This window comes from Methylorubrum extorquens, assembly GCF_024169925.1.
GTDB classification, from domain to species: Bacteria; Pseudomonadota; Alphaproteobacteria; order Rhizobiales; family Beijerinckiaceae; genus Methylobacterium; species Methylobacterium extorquens_A.
In genome coordinates, this window is the sequence record NZ_JALJXF010000001.1 from 3,360,031 (window position 1) to 3,378,998 (window position 18,968).

The window sequence follows — 18,968 nt, forward strand, 5'->3', positions numbered from 1 at the left end:
ACCATGCCCGGCATCGGTCTCGCGCCGCTGCTGCCGGAGTGGCTGCCGGGTGCGAAGGTGGCGACCGTCCTCGCCGTCGCCCGGCTCGCGGCCCGCGCCTATGCCACGAAGCTAGCGGCCCTTCCCGCTCGGGAGCCGCCGCGATGAACTTCCTCGGCTGGCTGTCCAATCCGATCAGGTCGGCGCTCGGCGCCATCGGCTCCGGCCTGATCAAGGTGTTCGGCAACTCGGTGCTTCAGCCGGTCCTCAAGGGGGTGGAGAACGGCCAAAACACGCAGCGCGACGTGGCGGTGCAGGTCGTCCGGGCCGAGATCGCAGCGAACCGGGCGAAGGCGGCGATCGCGCCCGCCTTCAAGGGGCCCATCTACGGTATCGGCATCCCGCCGGCCGTACACTTCGGAGTGGCCTGCTGCCGGTTTTACGGACACCCGGTTTAGGTGTGATGGTGAAGCCGGAGGTGCTCCATGCAGCGTCGCAAGTTCGGACGTGAGTTCAAGGTCGAGGCAGTTCGACTGGTTCGGGAACGTGGTGTCAGTGTTGCGCAGGCCGCGCGCGATCTCGATGTTCACGAGACGATGCTGCACCGGTGGGTGAAGCAGGCGGCGGTCGATCCGCACCATGCCTTCCCTGGTCAGGGCCAGATGAAGCCTGAGCAGATCGAGATCGATCGCCTGCGCAAGGAGGTCGCTCGTCTGAGAACCCGTCCGATAAGGGTTGAGTTTGGGGTTGAGTGGCCGGGATGGCGATGCTTCCAGAAGGGTGCTGAAGCCTGACCTGGAAGTGCCATGTGGACCCCGACTACCCGGCGGCAGCATAGCCGCTCGGGCCTGCGCTACGAAACCGACCTGACGGATGCCGAGTGGGCTGTGGTCGAGCCGCTGATGCCCAAGCCTGCACCGTGCGGGCGTCCGCCGGTCTGGACGATGCGGGAGATCCTGAACGCGATCTTCTACGTGCTGCGCGGCGGGATCGCGTGGCGGCTGATCCCCAAGGATCTGCCACCCCGCTCGACCACCTACGGCTACTTCAGCCGCTGGCGCGACGACGGCCTGTTCGGCCGGATCAACCACCACCTCGTCATGGCTGACCGTGAACGGGTCGGACGCGAGGCTTCGCCGTCGGCGGCGGTTCTGGATAGCCAGAGCATCAAGACCACCGAGAGCGGCGGGCCGCGCGGCTACGATGCCGGCAAGAAGGTGAAGGGCCGTAAGCGCCAAGCTCTGGTCGACACGGACGGGCGTGCCCTCGTCCTCGATCCGCAGCCCGCCGACGTACAGGATCGCGACGGAGCGGTGCCGGTGCTGCGTTTGTCGCGTCGCACCTTCCCGTTCATCACCAAGGCGTTCGCCGATGCTGGCTATGCCGGAGACCGACCCGCCACGGCCACGAGCATCACCGTCGCGATCGTGCGCAAGCCACCCGGGCAGGTCGGCTTCGCCGTTCACCCGCGCCGCTGGGTCGTCGAGCGCTTCTTCGCCTGGATCAGCCGCAATCGCCGCCTCTGGAAGGATCCGGAGGCCACCCTCGCCTCGGCCCAAGCCTTCCTCTACGCCGCCGCTGCCATGATCCTCGTCCGACGCCTCGGACGCGCTTCGTGACTTATCGGACGGACTCTGAAGGCGGAGCGTGATATCCTAAAAAAGGCCGCCGCATACTTTGCGAGGGACGCGATATGAAGTTCGCCTTCATCGCAAAGCATCGCGCTGTCTGGCCGGTCGCGTGGATGTGCGCTGCGCTGGGCGTGTCGCGCTCCGGCTTCCACGCGTGGCTCACCCGGCAACCCAGCCAACGTGCGCGGGACGACGAAGCCATCCTGAGCAAGGCCCACACGAGCTTCGTGGCCAGCGACCGCACCTACGGCGCGAGGCGCGTCTGGCGCGACGTGCTGGCCGAGGGCGTCTCATGCGGGCTGCACCGCATCGAACGGATCATGCGCGAGAACGCCCTACGGGCACGGCCACGCCGACGTGGTCTGCCGAAGGACGAGGGAGAGCGGGCGACCGCCTCGCCCAATCTTCTGGATCGGCGGTTCGCGGCCGACGCCCCGAACCGGAAATGGATCGCCGACTTCACGTATATCTGGACGGCCGAGGGCTGGCTCTACGTTGCCGCCGTCATCGACCTGTTCTCGCGCCGTGTCGTGGGATGGTCGATGCAGGCCAGCATGACGGCTCAACTCGTCACGGATGCGCTCGTCATGGCGATCTGGCGCAGAGGCAAGCCGGATGCTTTGCTGCATCACTCCGATCAGGGCTCGCAATATACGAGTGAACCCTTCCAGCGCCTGATGGCCGAGCACGGCGTGACCTGCTCGATGAGCCGGTCCGGCAACGTCTGGGACAACGCGGCAATGGAGAGCTTCTTCTCCTCGCTGAAGACCGAGCGCACGGCCCGACGGACCTACCGGACACGAGATGAAGCCCGTGCCGACGTGTTCGATGACATCGAGCGCTTCTACAACCCGGCGCGGCGGCACTCGACCCTGGGCTACCTCAGCCCTGTCGAGTTCGAGAACCGAGCCCAATGAGCTTAGGACGGTGTCCACCAAACCGGCAGCAGGCCATTCGCCCTGTTCGCCGTCACGCTCCTGAAGGGCGTCGATTAGCTCACCAGCAGGGTGGAGGGCGGGACCTCGGCGGCCGTTTCACCGCTGACCACCGATATGGCGATAGTGAAGATCCAAGTCGCGGCGTAGAACGAGGCCTTGCACAGCTTCAAGGTCGAAGTCGCGCGCACCTACGTGACCGGCGACGTCATCACCCGAATGGAGCGCCGCATTGACGACCTCGTGACTTCGATGCGCGAGGAGATGGCCGCGACTCGCCGAGAGATGCTCCAGGCGATCACGGGCTTCCGGGCCGAGTGATCCCTGCTATTCACGCCTGTCCACACACCGCCCCGGGGCTTCGGCCTCGGGGCTTTTTTTCGTGCCTGACTTCTCGGCACACCCCAGCGCGGCCTAGGAAAACTGATCGGCTCCGAAGGAAAGTCGACGGGGCGGTATCTCCCAAACCTTCTCGATGAATGCGAGCTTTGCTGCACGCTCCTCCGATAGGGCCGCCGCTCTCTCAGGCGAGCACGTGAACCAAGCGTCAACTTCGACGATGTCTCCATCGAAGTGATCGACAGGCTGAAGACGTCGAAGATTCAGACCAGCCCGCGAAAGGAGATCGACCATATCGTGGAGCAGCTTTTGCCCATGATAGATCGGCCTGAAATGCGCCTCGACTTTGACCCCCAGGCACTCATTAAGGGCATTTCCGAAGCCCTCCAGAACTTGATACTCGAACCCCTGCACATCGATCTTGATAGCATCAGGTTGTGGCACTTCGCCATTAGCCATCAGCGTATCGTACCGCTCGCACTCAACCTCGATTTCGTGCATGACGCGAAATGCTGGCGCAATTGTATATGGCTGAAGCAGCTTGTTGTTTGGATCTAAAAGCGATGTGCAGCCCAGGCTGCGGGTGACGTGCAGTGTGCGCTTTTCAGCGCGATTGCCGAGCGCTCGCTCTACAACGATACCGTCGCGACATGGCTCCAACTTCGCTCGTGCCATTGCTGCTTCAGATGGATTGGGCTCGAAGAGAACTGCGCGGACCGAGCTAAGATGCGGTAGCCATTCTTCACCAAGCCCACCAAGCCCGCCCACGTCGACCAATGTTAGCATGCTCTGCTCCAATTTAAGCTTGACTTCAGAAGGTAAATCAGGAAACGAGCGCGTGACTTTACCCATCCACAAATCCGCAACAGCGCCGATATCGATAACGACAGCGCCTTGTTCTTTTAGCTTTGCAGCGTAAATTTTGCCGAGCATGCCTGCAGCAACAAGCCATAACTGACCTTTTCGATCAGTCGGAATGCTAAGCTTCTCTATTATTTCGTTAAATCGGTCAGGCCAGTGGCGGCCTGCTACAGCGCTTGCACCCAGTGTACCGGCGTGGATTTGCTCGCCTGGCGTCTTAATCAGATCAACGCGACCGATTCCGTAAGTTCTCTGTAGTGCCGATGGCAAAGCGTCTTGGCATGAAATAACTCCTACGAGTGGCCGCTTTTCCAGCAATCGAGCTAGTGCGCCGCTCAGCAGCAAGTCGTAATGAATGGTGAGTGAGTAGACTGGAACATTTTCAGCCCAGTCCGGCTTTTGGTCTGCGAATGCTAGGAGCTTTCGCATCACGTTCACTACCCACGCAATGCCACGACGCGAGGCATAGTTGTACTCGGTCTGTATAGCAGCCTCGTACATGCTTCCGCCGATCGCGTCGGCTTGGCCTATGGCTGAATTAAATTTGTCGAGTGCCGCCAGGAATTCTGGGCGGTCGAGCACCGATGTGTCTTTGAACCAAATCTCAGCAAACTCATCGCGGTTCGCTCGGTAATAATCTCTGTTGTTTGCCTCGTCTTCAGCGCCTAGGCGGATGCAAGCACCTTCGCCGTCCCCAAGTCGCAGAAGCAAGTATGGTCGCCCCGCGTCCAGCGCTGCACGGATGTCCGCCTCCAAGTCGGAGACCGACCGACTTGCGAAGCGGGCGCGCACTTCTAGGAGGAGCCGTTGCGCTTCCGAGCGGTCGTACGTCTTCAACAAGGAAAAAAACTGACGATGGATCGCGACCTCACGCTCAACTGCTGGGTGCTCTCGCTGTACACGCGTCAGAACGGCGTGTGCTTCAGCATCTTGCTTAGAAATCGCAAGTTGAACGGCGAGCCACAAAAGACGATGAGGCTGCGGATCAACGGCGACTGACTTATTTAAATAACCAATCGAGCGGTCCGGCTGCCCTGCTACGCCAAAGGCGTATCCTAGCTCCCAAAGCGCTTGATCTTCATATTTCCGGCAGGGAATTAGAGGGCCAACGATAACCTCTGCATCATCCAGGCGCTGTTGTAGGCGCAATAAATAGATCACCCGCGCAGCAAAATACTCGAAATCAGGCTCATCCGCCCTCTCAATCACTTCATTGATCATCTCGCGACGTTCGGTGGGACCTGACGCGAGAAAGGTGTTGCAAAAATTAATGATTTGCTCGTCGGTGATCATTCTGCCCCCGGCGGTTGGCCGCCTGCCTTATGGTCGAAATTAACTCTGCCCGCCAGGGTCGCTACGCTGCAGGCGCATTTTGCGGGCTGCCTCGCTGTTGCTCCTAATGGCGACATCGCAGATCCAGAAAACCTTTAGCGACGGATCCCGGCGCGTCATGCAAGGAGAGGCGAGCAAATGAGGTCGCACCTATCCCACGGCTTCGCATCGGCGTTTCGGTTAGCCAGCCTTGTCCTGCTGCTTTTGACCGCCAGCGCCCTTGCTCAGGTTCGTGTTGCACTTCAGCAACAACCAAATCGTGGGTCTGCGAACGACAGTGCCCCGCGCTCGCTAACCCCGGATGATGCCGCTCCTGCCAAAGCGCCGGTTCAGGACCCGTCGCGTGGCGAGTCGGAAGCTATGGGGCCGGGCGTTCAACGATCTCTCAGAGTGATCGGGAGTGAGCAGCCGCTCGATCTCATCTCCTCCGTTCCGAGCAATGGAATCTTCATGACCGGTGACGACGCACCACTCCAGGCCGAGCCGATCCTCGGCCCGTTTCACGGACTTGATCAGGATTTAACTCGGGCGCAGATGGTGCGCTACTTCTCGCCAACTGGCGATAGCAACAAGGGTGAGTATGGCACCCTTTTGAACGCTCGTTTTGCGACTGGCTTTCCTGAGGCTTGCAGAAGAAATACGTTTTATCCAGAGGGCGGAACTTGCCTCAATGACGGAGGCAAGATGTACCGCGTCAAATCCCGAGGCAGCTCGAGGTCTTACTACGGAAAGACTGCCGCTGTCGGAATCGGTCCAGTGGGTACATCAGAAAACATAATCGACGGCGGTGTAGTCTGGCGTTACGAACCTAGTTATAGTCCAGGCAACGGGGGGAAGACAAATCTTGCCCTGATGACTTATCAGGAGGCTAAATCAGGTGCCGCCTGGACCGGAGCCTTCGCCCATCAGATAGCAAGCGGTGGTCCGAAGAAAACTGCATTTACACTAGAGCTGGATCTTAACAACTACTGGGGCGACTACGCGGGTGATCCGGCCGGTCCGACGGCTACGGCTCTCCAGATCTTCATGGGAGGTCCAAATCGGTCCTCTAAGGCGATTGGTATTGGCCAGTACGACCAACCGTTGGCTGGAAGCACCTCGGTAGTGAATGGAATCGAAATCTGCTGTGCTTCACTTGCCCGTGACAACACAGTCCTCGACCTCACAGAATCGCACAACGGCTACATGAACCAAGGAGCACATCCCGGCTCCGCATTTACCGATGGGTCCGCGTCAGCAATTAGCTTCAATAGCTACGGAGGCGCTGACATAGGGTTCCGCCATACCGGCTCGTCCAGAGTGGGACTTCAGCTAGAGGGTCGCTATTCGGACAGTCAGGTTCAGGGTCAAGGATGGAACGTAGATCCTGTCGGGAAGATCACATCATCTGGCGAGACTATCAGTGGTAATTCGCACATCGCGGGACATGCCACTGTTGGAAATGGTCTCTCAGTTGCCGCTGGCTCATTCAAGCCTGCACAGTATATCGTCACAAAATTGTTTTCATGCAACCCAGAGACGAAGGGAAGCTTTGTTGTCGTGACAGACTTAGATGCTACTCCTACCTATCGGCAAACGAATTTCTCCGGTGGAGGCTCGATCGCAGCGCCACTTTTTTGCAATGGATCTAAGTGGGAAGTGCACTAAGATTGATTGGCGAGCCATGCGCCCTACCAGGATATCGCGACTTCGCTCCTTTTGCTTGTCGCAACACGGAGCGCCATCGTTCACGTAGCGGCCCCAAGCATCCGTTTCCGCACCTGGGCCATGCGGTCGTCATCGCTGGCGCTTGTTGCCATGGCCTCGCGTCCGACGGCGTTGTAGATCTTCCGTACGGTCGCCTCGTCCAGACTGAGGCACTGCGCGATTTGGAGCGGACCGCGCAGCACAGCGTCGAATTGGTCCGCGGCCTCAGTCATCGGCCTACCGGACCACGATCTCGCGTCCACCAACGACGACCGTCGCTGGCTCGGTTGGGTGACAGTCGACGAATAGGCTGATCCCATACGGCCGCAGCCTGTCCCAAGCCGCATCGCTTCCCGTCATAAGCGCACGGGCCAGCAGGTCCGCCAGATCCTTGCCGCCGTCGCTTATGGCCGCGGCACTGTCGTTGCTGATCTCGACGATGCTCCGCATGATCAAGCCTTTTGTGCCCGCGCCAGCAGGATCGCCGTGCGGGTGAGGCCACGCTTCAGGCCAGGGCTCGACTCGGGGTGGGCGACGACCTGGCTCGCCCAGCCATCCCCGGCGAAAGCCGAAGCGAGATCGAGGCTGTAGCCGTCGGCGATCGGGTGGGCGGTGGTGCTGCACTCAGCGAGATATGCATCGACGGCCGCGTTCACCTCGTCGTCGGTGACGGCCTTGGCCTTGAACAGTTCGCGGACGGTGGGGGATTCAGTCATGGTGCTTACTATGTGCTTACCGGAGCAGGGTTTCGGCAAGCAGAGCAAAGCTAAAAAGTGGTGCCGCAAGAGGGATTCGAACCCCCGACCCCCTCATTACGAATGAGGTGCTCTACCAGCTGAGCTATTGCGGCTTCGCATCCGGCCTCGTCGCGTCGACGCCCGATGGAATGTGCCGGGTCTTAGACGGACGCCTTGCCCTTGGCAAGCTCTTGGATGCCGTCTGTTGGCCGAGACCGCGTTGCGGTGCCACCGGGCTTGGGCGTAAGACCTCGCCGATGAACGAGCTTCTCACCTCCGACGCCCTGAAGCCACAGGTTTCCGGGGGGCCTGCACGACCGCCCCTCGTGCTGGCCTCGGCCTCTCCGCGCCGGCTGGCCCTGCTGCAACAAGTCGGAATCGAGCCGGATGCACTGCTGCCCGCCGATATCGACGAGACCCCCCGCAAATCCGAATCGCCCCGCGACCTGGCTCGTCGCCTCGCCCGGGAAAAGCTGGAGGTGGCCCAGGTTGCGGCGCGCCGTCGGGACGACTTGCGCGACGCCTATCTCGTCTCCGCCGACACCGTAGTCGCCGTCGGTCGCCGCGTGCTGCCCAAGGCCGAGCTGCTCGATGAGGCCGCCGACTGCCTGCGGCTGCTCTCAGGGCGGGCGCATCGCGTCTTCACCGCCGTTTGCATCCTGTCCCCGAAGGATCGACGCCGCGAGCGCATGGTCGAGACCCGCGTGCGCTTCAAGCGCCTCTCGAACCGCGAGATCGAGGGCTATCTTTCCTCGGGCGAGTGGCGCGGCAAGGCCGGCGGCTACGCCATCCAGGGCTTGGCGGCAGCCTTTGCGGTGAAGCTCGTCGGCTCGCACAGCGGAGTGGTCGGCCTCCCGTTGTACGAGACGATGAGCCTGCTCGAAGGCGAGGGCTTTCCCGTGCGGGCCGCCTGGGGGGCAGCGACATGAATCGGCCGGTAAAGAGGACGACGGCGGGCAAGGCACTGGCTCCCTGTCCGATCTGCGGCAAGCCGGCCCAGACCGAAACCAAGCCATTCTGCTCGGCCCGCTGCGCCGATATCGACCTCGGACGCTGGCTCGGCGAGCGCTACGTCATCCCAGGGCCGGAGGAGGATGAGCTATCCTACCCACCCCGTTCGGATGAGGAGAATCGCTCGCACTGAGATCGAGATCGGCACCCGGCAAAAAAGCTTCGCCTTCGGTTGTTGGAAGGCTGGACAGGCCCAAAACCCTTCACTATACACCCGCCAGCCGACGACGCAGCGCGACGCGGCGGATGCCCAGGTAGCTCAGTTGGTAGAGCATGCGACTGAAAATCGCAGTGTCGGCGGTTCGACTCCGTCCCTGGGCACCATCAAAATCCTAAGTCGCTCCATCGGCTTATCCCCTCACCCGCAGCTCTGCCGTTCTGACCGTGTTACGGTCTGTGTTGCGGTACCCATGCCGGTGACGTTCTCTCCTCAGCACTTCCATCAGTCCTCGCCACGACGCTGACGGCTCTTCGCGCGCAGCTTGTGGATCTAGTGAGGTGGGGCCGATCCAGTCCCGGTTGTAGAGAAGCGTGGTCGGCAGCGGCGTTTGCGTGGCAGTCGGCATCATGTCGGTCGGCTCGGCGCCGGCGGCAAAGCCCTCCGTGATCGCTCCGGCTCGGCTGTCAATATTACAGACGACACCCGGCCGGCCGCAGCTGCGCGCGATCTTCTGGAGAGTCCGGGAGAAATGGTTCGCCTTCCACGGCAGGCCTGAGCGCTCGTCGAGAACGATCGACCCGACGCTGCGGGCGGTGCCCAGCTGTTGGCGCACGTCGGGCAGCAGGCGGAGCTCGTAGGCAAGCGAGTTGTCGCAGCTCACAGCCACAGGCCACCGCCCGGCGGAGCGTCTGGACACATGCGTCGGCGCGGCGCTCGCCGTACGCTCGGGTGACAACGCTGTCACCGGAGAGGGTGACAGCGTTGTCACCCCCATAGAGAATCCGTCAGAAAAGAATCCCCCTATCCCCCCAGGGAGAGGCGCGGTTCAAAAACAATTCCGGGGTCATCCCCCAGCGGCACCGGCCGAGCGCATCCCCCTCGCCAGGCGATCGCCACCGGGACGGCTCACAGCGGCGACGGCCGAGCAATTCGCTTGGCTCTGGGCGGCCTTACCCGAGGGCGGGCGCCTCGACGCCGACCGAAGCATGGCCGAACGGATCATTCGCCGCCCTCTCAGACGCCGATTGCGACCTTGCCGTGAGCGCAGCCGGCACCGATGCCACGCACCCAGGCCGCTCCGCGAAGGCGCTGCACACCTGTCTGCGCATCCACCGATTCGAGAACGATCGGCCCTGCGCTGCGCCGGCGGTACCGATCGCGGCGACCCGCGCGTTCGTGGAGGAAGGGATGCCGGCCCGGAACGCCTGGATGGCCTCCCGCCTTGCACAAGGTGAGGACCGGTGCGCGACGACGTCAAAGCTGGGCTAAGCCAATGCGGGCTGGCATTTCCCATGCGCATGGCCGCCGGCGGGCCGACGAGGTGCGGGCGACATGATGCAGACGGGGCATCCGCAAAGGGTGCAAGGCGGCGGCCCAGCTTTCCAAGCTGAAGTTCAGTCGCAAACGCCTCGCCGAACGCCAGATGGGGTACGGTACTGAAATCCAATCGATCAAAGCAACACACCAAACAAACATTGCGATAAGTATTTGATCTATGTCCCTAAATTATCCTTTATCGCCTGGTGCAAAGCGAAAATCTCGATTTTTCTCTGATAGCTTAACTTCACAGTAGTATCACATTGATAGCACTGATACTTAGCGACTGTTGCAAACCACTTGCCTGTCTGTGTATGTACGGTTCCGCAAAATGGACATGGGTTGCGCAGCGTATCTTTGTACAGGGCTAACGACAGCGTCATCATATTTCCAGCAATGCCGAAAGGAATCACGGTAATAGATAAATAAGCATTTTGTATAAATACACAAGACAATAATAATAAATCTATGTTAGATTCGATAAATTACTGAAATTTGATCAGCGCCAGAAATGAAAAGCCATAGAGTCGCAATCGCTGCTTCGGATGCTAAGCTCCTTTAAAGAAATGAAATTGAAGGACATGTGATGGCTCTGAGGCGAGCCAAAATGTTCCGGCAACTGAGCTCTTAGACCTCACTGCTACCCCACCATTCCCATTTGCAACCAGTCGACGTGTTGCGGGTGTGTGCAGGACGATGGTGTGGAGCGGGACAGAAGGGGAGTTGGGGGCTAAGGATACTGGACGACGATCACCGCCGGGGATTGAGCGTCCGGCCCCGCTGACTCGGCGTGACATCAAGGACGGTCGAAGTCTGCGCATCCTGACGCTGATCGACGAGCACAGCCGGGCCTACCTCGCGCTGAAGGTGGCCCGGCGCATCAACAGCCTGGGCGTGATCAAGGCATCGGCCGACGCGGTGTGCTTGAAGGGCATCCCGGAGCATATCCGTTGCGACGACGGCCCTGAGATGATCGCGCAGGCACTACGCAAATGGGTCGCCGAGACGGGTCCACAGATCCAGTACATCGCCCCGGTCTCACCGTGGGAGAACGGATCTTGTGAGAGTCTCAACGGAGAACTGCGTGACGAGTGCCTGAGGCAGGAGATCTTCGGCTCGCTGAAGGAGGCGCAGATCGTGATCGGTCTTCGGCAGACCACCTACAATCGTGTCCGGACTCACACATCCTTGGGCTAACGACCGACCACACCCGTCACCTTCCGGGATCTGGCTTTCCGGTTACCCATGGCAGCGGCGATGCAGTCGCCGCCCAACGAGCACAGCCCAAAATACCGGTCAGATCAGCCCAGTTGCTGGCCGAAATTTCCGACTTCCTTGATGACCGCGACCTCAATTTTTGGGACGCCCTGGTAGGGTTCCGCCGAGATGCCCTGACTAACCCCACCGTTCAGCGATGCGAAACAGGGAAAGGTGAACCGCGAGTTCCAAGTCGGGCGACCGGACATGACTCACCTCGCCCGGCTGGAAGCCGCACTATGGTCGGATGGCATGGGCCGGTATTCAAACTCCCTGCCATGCCTGCTTGCACCAACGAGAAACAGGATGGCGATTTCACCCCCCTCCCGCATCGGGATTGGCATAACGAACTTGACGCGCAAGCCCACGCGATGAGACGGAATTGAGCCGAGACAAAGAACGGGAAAATATTACCAATCACCTCAGTCAGAAACGAAGGCATCTGACTTCGAAAAGCTTTAACAGATATATTTTGTATAACCTAATTGATTTGTTGAATATGAAATCACGTCCGATATATCTATTGTGGGACCCTAATCAACTCCACGACGACTGTGGCCCAAACGGGTGAGTACATTACCACTCGAAAAACGAATCAAGCCGCGGCATCAGGCAGATGAGCGTTCCTGCCGCGCCGATCACGCCTGCCATCATCACCATCGCCGCCACAGCCCGAACTCCGCGTCATCTCTTCGCAGCCATAACGCGAAATGGGCGTGAGAAGTTTCACCGTCTTGGCTGGCACGTGGGCGTGCCACAGAGATTCATCACCACTTCAGGAAGCGGTCGGCGCTCGGCCGTCCGGCGACGGTGATGGCGATCGCACCAAGGGCGCCGATCAGCATGATAGCGGCAGCAAGAAACATCACGGTTACTCCACGGCGCAGATTCAGGCAGGTCCTGTTAATCAACGAGTGGAAACGGTGGGGTGTGCCGTGCGGCAGATTGGCGTGCCAAAGAAGGATTTGGGCCGGAACCGGGCCGGAACGTCGCTCTCAGCTATCCCGGCCGATCCCCAGCCCCCGCAGGAGGTCACCGATCGGATCGATGCGAGCAGCCTGCTGCGGCTGTGTTGCAGCCGTCTCAGCGCTTGAGGGCGGCAACGCGTTAGAATTCTGGGTAGCCGGAGCAGGCCTTACGCGCGTCGCGACCTTTGCAGCACGGTGACGCCGCACGGCTTGCACGCGCTGAGTCGTGTCGATCCCCACGAGGTCGTCGGCCGCCAAGAGCGCGACCGTCTTTGGTGACAAGAGAGTGAAGGTCGCGGGCTTCGGCGCCGGGACGCCGCCGCGGTCGTCCGTGCTCGGATTCGCTGCACCGGGCTCCGCAGCCATACGGACAGCGTATCGAGGTGGATCAGCCCAGGTGGATCCATCGGCCGCCTCGGCGCCGCTGATGATCAAGCTTTCGGCACGCGATGGCGACGGCGCCGAATTCTGCGTTCTCATGAGAGGAGAGGTCGCGAGAAGACCGAACACCATGATGGCGGTGGTGGCGAAGACGGATCTATAGTGTTCCATGCTTGCGAAACGTACCGCCAAGGTTCTGGTTCCGGCCGCTCGAACCTGTCATCGCGAGATTCGAATCATCTATCTCCCAAGCTCCCCGGACGAGTGCCCCGGAGCCTGGAGGCACCCTGGCGGAACGTTGCGAATCGCTCTCGCCAACCCGACCGTTCAGTCAGGGGTTCGATCCGGTCATCACCCCCGGGCACCTCGAACTCCATTTGCTTGACGCCCCCTCCGCCCGCCATGCTAGAGACCGCGCTCGACGCAGATGGACCCAGGGTCCGTTTGTGATCAATCACTTAAGCAGCGCTCCGAAAGCATCCGGCTCGGAGCGTACCGATCCGGGCGTCGTCGCGATTGCGCGTCGGTCCTTCGGATCGCAGCCCCTCTCGCCCCGGTGACTGTTTGAGGACCCTCCTCGATCTCCTGCGGGTGATGCGACGGCACGACCGACGGCGGCTCCTGCTGCTCGGGCTCGGGCTCGGGCTCGCCGCCTTGCTCGAAGTGGTCGGCGTCGCCTCGGTGCTGCCGTTCCTCACGCTGGTCGGCGATCCCGGCGCCGCCGCGCGAATTCCTTATCTCGCCAAACTCCGCGATGCCTTCGGCCTCGCCGACGATCGCACCTTCCTGCTCGCGACCGGGTTTGCCGCGCTCGCGGCGATCCTGCTGACCAGCGCGGTGAATGCCGCCTTCGCCTATGCGCAACTCCTGTTCGCCCACCTCGTCGGCTACGGTTTCGCTCGGCGTCTACTCGCCCGCTACGTCGATCGCGAGCGCCTGTTCTTCGCGCATGCCAACAGCGCCGAACTCGCCAAGAACGTGCTGAGCGAGACCGACCGCCTCGTCCTCGGTGTGCTCACCCCGGCCATGGTGATTGCCTCGCGCGGCGCGTCGGCCCTCGCGGTGGTGATCTTCCTGATTGCCTATCAACCCCGGCTCGCGCTGATTCTCGGCGGCGGCTTCGGCGGGCTCTACATCGCGATCTATATCGTGATGCGAGCTCGTCTCTCGCGGCTCGGCACCCGGGCGGTGGCGGGCAACGAGGGCCGCTACCGGGTGGTGCAGGAGACCTTCGGCGCGCTGACCGAACTCAAGCTTTACGGTCGGGCCGAGACGTTCACGAGCAGCTTCGATGCACCGGCGCGCTCCTACGCCCACGCCCTCGCCTCGAGCCTCGTCACCGGACAATTGCCGCGCTTCGTCATCGAATCGCTCGCCTTCGGCGGTGTAATCGCCGTGGTTCTCTTCGCGCTGACGCAAGGGATCGACACCGCCGGCATGCTGCCGCTGCTCGGCCTGTTCGCCTTCGCCGGTTACCGCATGCTGCCGGCATTCCAGAACATCTTCACATCCGTCTCGCAGTTGCGCTTTCACCTGCCCGGTGTGCGCCTGATCGTCGATGCGCTGGCGGGGGAGCGGGAGCGCAGGCTTCGCACCGCCGAGCGCCTGCCCTTCGCGCAGGCGATCCGTCTGGAGAATGTCGCGTTCGACTACGAGCCCGGTCGTCCGACCCTGCGCGGCATCGACCTGACGATCGCCGCGAACACCACCGTCGGCCTGGTCGGTCGCACCGGCTCGGGCAAGTCGACGCTGGTGGGCCTGATCCTCGGCATCCTCACGCCGACGCGGGGACACATCCTAATCGACGGCTGTCCGCTCGATGCCGACAGCCTACCGGCGTGGCAGAACCGGATCGGTTACGTGCCGCAGGACGTGTTCCTCATCGACGGCAGCATCGCGCAGAACATCGCTCTCGGCATCCCGCCGGACAGCCTCGACCGAGCGGCCGTGGAGCGCGCCGCACGGCTCGCGGGCGCGCACGACTTCGTCGCGGCCCTGTCCGCGGGCTACGACACCGGTGTCGGCGAGCGCGGTGCCCGGCTCAGCGGCGGCCAGCGGCAACGCATCGGCATCGCCCGCGCGCTGTACCACGACCCCGATGTCATCGTGTTCGACGAAGCGACCAGCGCGCTCGACGGCGAAACCGAGGCCGCGGTGATGGAGGCGCTCGGCGCGCTGGGCGGCACACGCACGATCATCATGATTGCCCATCGTCTGACCTCGCTGCGCCGGGCCGATACGGTCCACGTCGTCGAAGACGGACGGATCGTCGCCTCGGGGCCGCCCTCGCAGGTGATCGCGGAGCCGAGCGCTTCGCCCTCTCCCGAGAGCGCCGTCGTGGCGCCGGCCCGGTAGCGGTCCCGCCCCGGCCCGGCTATCGCTCTGAATCAAATCAGACGCGTGCGGGGGGGGCAAGGGCAATGGACGGGACGGTCGAGATCCGTACGGATGACGGCAGTACGGCAAGGATCGCGCTGCACGGCGCCGAGCCGGTCTCCTGGCAGGTCGAAGGCCGCGAATATCTGTGGAATGGCGATCCGGAACACTGGAACCGGCATGCGCCCTGGCTCTTTCCCGTCGTCGGTGCGTCAGCCGACGGCAGCGTTCAGGTGGATGGCCGGCGCTACCCGATGGCCCAGCACGGCTTTGCCCGCGATCTTCCTTTCGCGGTCGTCAGCCAAAGCGCGGACGCGGTTTCCCTGCGGCTGACCGACAGCGAGGCCACGCGGGCGCAGTACCCCTTCCCGTTCCAGCTGACGATCGACGCTCGCATCGCAGCCAAGACGCTGGCCTTCGATATCCGGGTCGAAAATCCGGGCGAGACCGCCCTGCCCTATGGCCTCGGCTTCCACCCCGCCTTTCCCTGGCCTTTCGCCGGGGGCGAGCGTCGCGCCGATGGCGGCTACGCGGTTCTGTTCGAGGAGGCGGAGCGACCGTTCGTCCCGGAGGTCGGCGCGGGCGGGCTGCTGGTGCGTAGCGAGCGGGAACTGACCCTGGACGGCGCCCGCCTCGACCTCGATCCGGAGTTGTTCACCGAGGCCCTGGTCTTCCTCAACGCGCGGAGCCGGGCGATGCGCTTCGTGTCGCCGAGCGGGCGAGCCATCGCCATGCGGATGGAAGACTTTCCCCATCTCGCGGTCTGGACCAAGCCGACGGCGCCATTCCTGTCGCTTGAAGCCTGGACCGGACACGCCGACTGGGCCGGCTTCGAAGGCGCCTTGGAGGACCGCGATTCGCAGCGCCTGCTGGCGCCGGGCGCAACCGCCCGGCACGGGATCGCACTGGCGATCGAGGGGTGAGCCTGTAAGGTCGACCCCGACTCGGCTCAGTCGACGGCGATGATGACGTCGGAACTCTTGATCACGGCATAGGCTTCGCCGCCGACCTTGAGCCCGAGCGAATCGACCGACTCGTTGGTGATGGCCGAGGTGATGACCTGACCGTTGGCGATCTCGATCTTCACATGGGCCGTGGTCGAGCCCTTCTCGACCGACACGACCTTGCCCTTGAGGACGTTGCGCGCGCTGAGCTTCATCGACGGGTGTCTCCGCTGTTGAGATGGCCCTCCCTGCCCCAGCGGCAGCCGGCCGGCAAGCGGAGACCATCCGCTCTCCCCTCACGCTTCGGGTAAGCCGTTCTCGCCGGGGTCAGCCTCGTCGGAGACGCGGCGACGGCAACCCCATTCGGCCAGCCTCGCGTTCATGTCGTCGAGAACGAAGTGGCGGGCGCTATCATGGTCGTAGCCCTCGTCGAGGAGGTCGTCGTATTCGGTGAAAGTGTGCCGGGTGAACGCCGTCAGGGCGAGCCACGCTGCGGTTTCCGGCACAGCACCGCGTAGACCGGGGCTGCGCAACGCCCGGTCCAGTACCGCCTCCGCCTCGAAATCCGGAAGACGCGGCGCGAGACGGGTCAAGGCCTCGGTCAGGACGGCGCGGCGATCCGTTGGCGGCACTGCATCGCTCGGACGGTTCGGTCTCCCTGCCCTCTTCATGCGACGGCCCCCCATTGGTCCCGAAAACGAAAAAGGGCGGAGCCTCGCGGCCCCACCCTCTTTTTCGCGCTGGATATCGAGCGATTAACGCTTCGAGAACTGGAAGCTGCGGCGAGCCTTCTTGCGACCGTACTTCTTGCGCTCGACGACGCGCGGGTCGCGGGTCAGGAAGCCTTCGCGCTTGAGCGAGGAGCGCAGCTCCGGCTCGTAGTAGGTCAGAGCCTTGGAAAGCCCGTGGCGCACGGCGCCAGCCTGACCGGAGAGACCGCCACCCTTCACCGTGACGGTGATGTCGTACTGATCGACACGGGACACGATCTCCAGCGGCTGGCGCAGAATCATGCGCAGCACGGGACGGGCGAAGTAGGTCTCGACCGGACGGCCGTTGACGACCACGGTGCCGTTGCCGGGCTTGATCCAGACGCGGGCGACCGCGTCCTTACGCTTGCCGGTCGCGTAGGCGCGGCCCTGAGCGTCCAGCTTCTGAACGTGGACGGGCGCCTCGTTCTCGGGGTTGCTCGTCTGGGTGTTCGCCCGATTGAGGTCGGCGAGAGACTGAAGGGTCGCCATGATCAAGCGCTCACGTTCTTACGGTTGAGGGAGCCGACGTCGAGCGCCTGCGGCTGCTGGGCCTCGTGGGGATGCGCGGCACCCTTGTAGACGCGCAGGTGGCCGAGGATCTGGCGGAAGAGCGGGCCGCGCGGCAGCATGCGCTCGACGGCCTTCTCGACCACGCGCTCGGGGAACCGGCCCTCGAGGATGAACTTGGCCGAGCGCTCCTTGATGCCGCCCGGATAGCCCGTGTGGTGGTAGTAGACCTTCTGGTCGTACTTGCGGCCGGTGAACTTCACCTTGTCCGCATTGATGACGATGACGTGGTCGCCGCAATCGACGTGGGGCGTGTAGGCGGGCTTATGCTTGCCGCGCAGACGCATCGCCACGATCGAAGCGAGACGGCCCACGACGAGGCCCTCGGCGTCGATCACGACCCACTTCTTGTCGACGTCGGCGGGCTTCAGCGAAGTGGTCTTCATGGCCGATTCCCGTGCCGGTGACGTTGGAAATAAGGCGCCGCCGCGTCGGGTGAGGACGCAGCGGCGTACAGCCGGGTCACTAGGGGGATTCGGTGTTCGCGTCAAGGCAGACGGTGAGCGCCCTGCGGAGAAAAACGCAATCCCTAGAAGGCTTTTGCAGCTGTGGTATCAAGATACCTCATGTCGTTTGCCGTGACGGCTTTCGCAACTCGCCAGTCGACGCCCGGCCGAGAACGAAAAAGCCCGCCGCGGACGAAGCCGGGCGGGCGGAGTTTGGAGATTCGTCCAGGCTTGCCTGGAACATATGTTTGACGATCGATAATGCCGTTTAATCCGCCTCACACGAAATAAATTTCATACCGCGCTCGGCCGACCGGATTCGCCGGGTAAGCCGTCGATGATGAGGCGTTTCGTTCAGGCCGCGCCGGCATGCGGAGCCGGCTCCTCCGTCGAAATCGCCTCGACCGTACGCTCCATCGGCTCCGGACCTCCGTCGGCGCGATCGATGCGGATCTCCATACCGGTCGGCTGCATGTCACCGTAGGGCGTGGAGAAGGCGATTTCGGCCGCATCCCGTCCGATCCCGATGCGCACGAGACCGTCGAGATGGGCTTGGCGCGTTGCGTCGAACAGCCACCAGCGCCCTTCGAGATAGGCCTCGAACACGGCGTGGAAGTCGCCCGGCACGAGGCCGTAGGCATAGCAGCTCACGAACCGGGCCGGGATGCCGAGGCCGCGGCAGAAGGCGGTGCCGAGATGGGCGAAGTCGCGGCACACGCCGGCGCGCATCAGCAGGCTCTCGTCGGCCGTGGTCTCGCCATCGCTCGCGCCGCGCCGGTAGGCGATGTTGTCGTGGATCCAGTTGCAGATCGCATTGACCCGTTGATGGCCCTTCGGAAGGCCGCCGAACTCGGCCTGGGCGAAGGCGGCGAGCCGGTCCGACGAGACGAAGCGGCTCGGCAGGAGGAAGGGGAGGATGTCGAGGGGGAGTTCGGAGACGGGCGTCTCGGAGATCGTCGCCGGGTCGGCCCGCACGACGGTCAGTTCCACCTCGGCATTGTACTCGAGCGAGAACGGTCCGGGCTGCACGTTGACGCCGAGATAGCGGTTCTTGAGGTCCGGCGTGACGTAGACGCGCCGTGCCGGGTCCGGCGCCAGGGTCAGGCTTTCGCTGGCGATTTCGAGGCTTTTCAGCTTCGCGACTTCGACGTTGAAGATGAAGGTGGTAGGCGCCTTGACCTCGTAGGCAAGACTGCAACCGAGCTTGAATCGCACGGGGACGGCTCCGAACTTTCCAAGAAGACGCCCCGATCGAGCGAGGCGTTTTGCCGCAAACGCGCAGAGGTCCG

The 18,968-nt window shown here is 62.8% G+C and carries 18 protein-coding genes, 2 tRNA genes and 3 pseudogenes; 13 read left to right on the forward strand and 10 right to left on the reverse strand.

Annotated features, from left to right (window positions below):
• Positions 1–3: 3 nt before the first annotated feature.
• From J2W78_RS15880 to J2W78_RS15905, 6 genes and pseudogenes are all read left to right on the forward strand, one after another.
• On the forward strand, positions 4–147 hold the full coding sequence (locus J2W78_RS15880) for a hypothetical protein (RefSeq protein ID WP_253372041.1): 144 nt from the start codon (positions 4–6) through the stop codon (positions 145–147).
• On the forward strand, positions 144–437 hold the full coding sequence (locus J2W78_RS15885; RefSeq protein ID WP_253372043.1) for a hypothetical protein: 294 nt from the start codon (positions 144–146) through the stop codon (positions 435–437). Before J2W78_RS15880 ends, J2W78_RS15885 begins: the two co-directional genes overlap by 4 nt.
• A gap of 27 nt (positions 438–464) precedes the next feature.
• Positions 465–698 (forward strand): annotated as a pseudogene (locus tag J2W78_RS15890) (transposase); the annotation flags it as partial.
• Between the two features lie 87 nt (positions 699–785).
• On the forward strand, positions 786–1,598 hold the full coding sequence (locus tag J2W78_RS15895) for an IS5-like element ISMex40 family transposase (protein WP_253368204.1): 813 nt from the start codon (positions 786–788) through the stop codon (positions 1,596–1,598).
• A 15-nt stretch (positions 1,599–1,613) separates the two neighbouring features.
• Positions 1,614–2,527 (forward strand): annotated as a pseudogene (locus J2W78_RS15900) (IS3 family transposase); the annotation flags it as partial.
• A gap of 177 nt (positions 2,528–2,704) precedes the next feature.
• Entirely contained in the window at positions 2,705–2,866 is a 162-nt protein-coding gene (locus J2W78_RS15905) for a hypothetical protein (protein WP_253372045.1), read from the forward strand.
• 93 nt (positions 2,867–2,959) lie between these two features.
• Here J2W78_RS15905 and J2W78_RS15910 read toward each other — a convergent pair whose 3' ends face one another.
• Positions 2,960–5,038: an FkbM family methyltransferase gene (locus J2W78_RS15910; protein ID WP_253372047.1), complete on the reverse strand. Its 2,079-nt coding sequence runs from the start codon at positions 5,036–5,038 to the stop codon at positions 2,960–2,962.
• A 177-nt stretch (positions 5,039–5,215) separates the two neighbouring features.
• On the opposite strand from J2W78_RS15910, the gene J2W78_RS15915 reads away from it, so the two are divergent.
• Positions 5,216–6,724 carry a hypothetical protein gene (locus tag J2W78_RS15915; protein WP_253372049.1) on the forward strand — a complete coding sequence of 503 codons (1,509 nt, stop codon included), beginning with the start codon at positions 5,216–5,218 and terminating at the stop codon, positions 6,722–6,724.
• A 276-nt stretch (positions 6,725–7,000) separates the two neighbouring features.
• Here the strand turns inward: J2W78_RS15915 and J2W78_RS15920 are convergent, their stop codons facing one another.
• The 3 genes from J2W78_RS15920 to J2W78_RS15930 form a co-directional block, all read right to left on the reverse strand.
• Positions 7,001–7,213, reverse strand: coding sequence for a hypothetical protein (locus J2W78_RS15920; RefSeq protein WP_253372051.1), 213 nt, complete (start codon positions 7,211–7,213; stop codon positions 7,001–7,003).
• A 2-nt stretch (positions 7,214–7,215) separates the two neighbouring features.
• Positions 7,216–7,479: a hypothetical protein gene (locus J2W78_RS15925; protein WP_253372053.1), complete on the reverse strand. Its 264-nt coding sequence runs from the start codon at positions 7,477–7,479 to the stop codon at positions 7,216–7,218.
• 58 nt (positions 7,480–7,537) lie between these two features.
• A tRNA-Thr gene (locus tag J2W78_RS15930) sits at positions 7,538–7,613 on the reverse strand.
• 144 nt (positions 7,614–7,757) lie between these two features.
• Here J2W78_RS15930 and J2W78_RS15935 point away from each other — a divergent pair.
• The 3 genes from J2W78_RS15935 (at position 7,758) to J2W78_RS15945 (ending at position 8,835) form a co-directional block, all read left to right on the forward strand.
• Positions 7,758–8,429, forward strand: a complete 672-nt coding sequence (locus tag J2W78_RS15935; protein ID WP_253372054.1) for a Maf-like protein — start codon at positions 7,758–7,760, stop codon at positions 8,427–8,429.
• Entirely contained in the window at positions 8,426–8,644 is a 219-nt protein-coding gene (yacG, locus tag J2W78_RS15940; protein ID WP_253372056.1) for a DNA gyrase inhibitor YacG, read from the forward strand. The genes J2W78_RS15935 and yacG overlap by 4 nt, the downstream gene beginning before the upstream one ends.
• A gap of 115 nt (positions 8,645–8,759) precedes the next feature.
• A tRNA-Phe gene (locus tag J2W78_RS15945) sits at positions 8,760–8,835 on the forward strand.
• A 26-nt stretch (positions 8,836–8,861) separates the two neighbouring features.
• On the opposite strand, the gene J2W78_RS15950 is transcribed toward J2W78_RS15945, so the two are convergent.
• Entirely contained in the window at positions 8,862–9,332 is a 471-nt protein-coding gene (locus J2W78_RS15950) for a hypothetical protein (protein WP_253372058.1), read from the reverse strand.
• A 1,457-nt stretch (positions 9,333–10,789) separates the two neighbouring features.
• On the opposite strand from J2W78_RS15950, the pseudogene J2W78_RS15955 reads away from it, so the two are divergent.
• From J2W78_RS15955 to J2W78_RS15965, 3 genes and pseudogenes are all read left to right on the forward strand, one after another.
• Positions 10,790–11,251: pseudogene (locus J2W78_RS15955) on the forward strand (integrase core domain-containing protein); the annotation flags it as partial.
• A gap of 1,907 nt (positions 11,252–13,158) precedes the next feature.
• On the forward strand, positions 13,159–14,949 hold the full coding sequence (locus J2W78_RS15960; RefSeq protein WP_253372060.1) for an ABC transporter ATP-binding protein: 1,791 nt from the start codon (positions 13,159–13,161) through the stop codon (positions 14,947–14,949).
• A gap of 65 nt (positions 14,950–15,014) precedes the next feature.
• Positions 15,015–15,893 (forward strand): aldose 1-epimerase family protein, encoded by an 879-nt coding sequence (locus J2W78_RS15965; RefSeq protein ID WP_253372062.1) that lies wholly within the window; start codon positions 15,015–15,017, stop codon positions 15,891–15,893.
• Between the two features lie 26 nt (positions 15,894–15,919).
• Here J2W78_RS15965 and J2W78_RS15970 read toward each other — a convergent pair whose 3' ends face one another.
• From J2W78_RS15970 to J2W78_RS15990, 5 genes are all read right to left on the reverse strand, one after another.
• Positions 15,920–16,129 (reverse strand): TOBE domain-containing protein, encoded by a 210-nt coding sequence (locus tag J2W78_RS15970; RefSeq protein WP_253372064.1) that lies wholly within the window; start codon positions 16,127–16,129, stop codon positions 15,920–15,922.
• A gap of 81 nt (positions 16,130–16,210) precedes the next feature.
• On the reverse strand, positions 16,211–16,585 hold the full coding sequence (locus tag J2W78_RS15975; protein WP_253372066.1) for a DUF2293 domain-containing protein: 375 nt from the start codon (positions 16,583–16,585) through the stop codon (positions 16,211–16,213).
• Positions 16,586–16,669: 84 nt separating this feature from the next.
• Entirely contained in the window at positions 16,670–17,155 is a 486-nt protein-coding gene (rpsI, locus tag J2W78_RS15980) for a 30S ribosomal protein S9 (protein ID WP_004446858.1), read from the reverse strand.
• A gap of 2 nt (positions 17,156–17,157) precedes the next feature.
• A complete protein-coding gene (rplM, locus tag J2W78_RS15985; protein WP_004446860.1) occupies positions 17,158–17,619 on the reverse strand; it encodes a 50S ribosomal protein L13 in 462 nt (153 codons plus the stop codon).
• Between the two features lie 414 nt (positions 17,620–18,033).
• Positions 18,034–18,894 carry a transglutaminase-like domain-containing protein gene (locus tag J2W78_RS15990; RefSeq protein ID WP_253372068.1) on the reverse strand — a complete coding sequence of 287 codons (861 nt, stop codon included), beginning with the start codon at positions 18,892–18,894 and terminating at the stop codon, positions 18,034–18,036.
• Positions 18,895–18,968 lie beyond the last annotated feature (74 nt).

Coding starts and splice junctions, on each gene's coding strand:
- J2W78_RS15880 (WP_253372041.1), top strand. CDS start 4: ATGCCCGGCATCGGTCTCGCGCCGCTGCTGCCGGAGTGGCTGCCGGGT.
- J2W78_RS15885 (WP_253372043.1), top strand. CDS start 144: ATGAACTTCCTCGGCTGGCTGTCCAATCCGATCAGGTCGGCGCTCGGC.
- J2W78_RS15895 (WP_253368204.1), top strand. CDS start 786: ATGTGGACCCCGACTACCCGGCGGCAGCATAGCCGCTCGGGCCTGCGC.
- J2W78_RS15910 (WP_253372047.1), bottom strand. CDS start 5,038: ATGATCACCGACGAGCAAATCATTAATTTTTGCAACACCTTTCTCGCG.
- J2W78_RS15915 (WP_253372049.1), top strand. CDS start 5,216: ATGAGGTCGCACCTATCCCACGGCTTCGCATCGGCGTTTCGGTTAGCC.
- J2W78_RS15920 (WP_253372051.1), bottom strand. CDS start 7,213: ATGCGGAGCATCGTCGAGATCAGCAACGACAGTGCCGCGGCCATAAGC.
- J2W78_RS15925 (WP_253372053.1), bottom strand. CDS start 7,479: ATGACTGAATCCCCCACCGTCCGCGAACTGTTCAAGGCCAAGGCCGTC.
- J2W78_RS15935 (WP_253372054.1), top strand. CDS start 7,758: ATGAACGAGCTTCTCACCTCCGACGCCCTGAAGCCACAGGTTTCCGGG.
- yacG (WP_253372056.1), top strand. CDS start 8,426: ATGAATCGGCCGGTAAAGAGGACGACGGCGGGCAAGGCACTGGCTCCC.
- J2W78_RS15965 (WP_253372062.1), top strand. CDS start 15,015: ATGGACGGGACGGTCGAGATCCGTACGGATGACGGCAGTACGGCAAGG.
- J2W78_RS15970 (WP_253372064.1), bottom strand. CDS start 16,129: ATGAAGCTCAGCGCGCGCAACGTCCTCAAGGGCAAGGTCGTGTCGGTC.
- J2W78_RS15975 (WP_253372066.1), bottom strand. CDS start 16,585: ATGAAGAGGGCAGGGAGACCGAACCGTCCGAGCGATGCAGTGCCGCCA.
- rpsI (WP_004446858.1), bottom strand. CDS start 17,155: ATGGCGACCCTTCAGTCTCTCGCCGACCTCAATCGGGCGAACACCCAG.
- rplM (WP_004446860.1), bottom strand. CDS start 17,619: ATGAAGACCACTTCGCTGAAGCCCGCCGACGTCGACAAGAAGTGGGTC.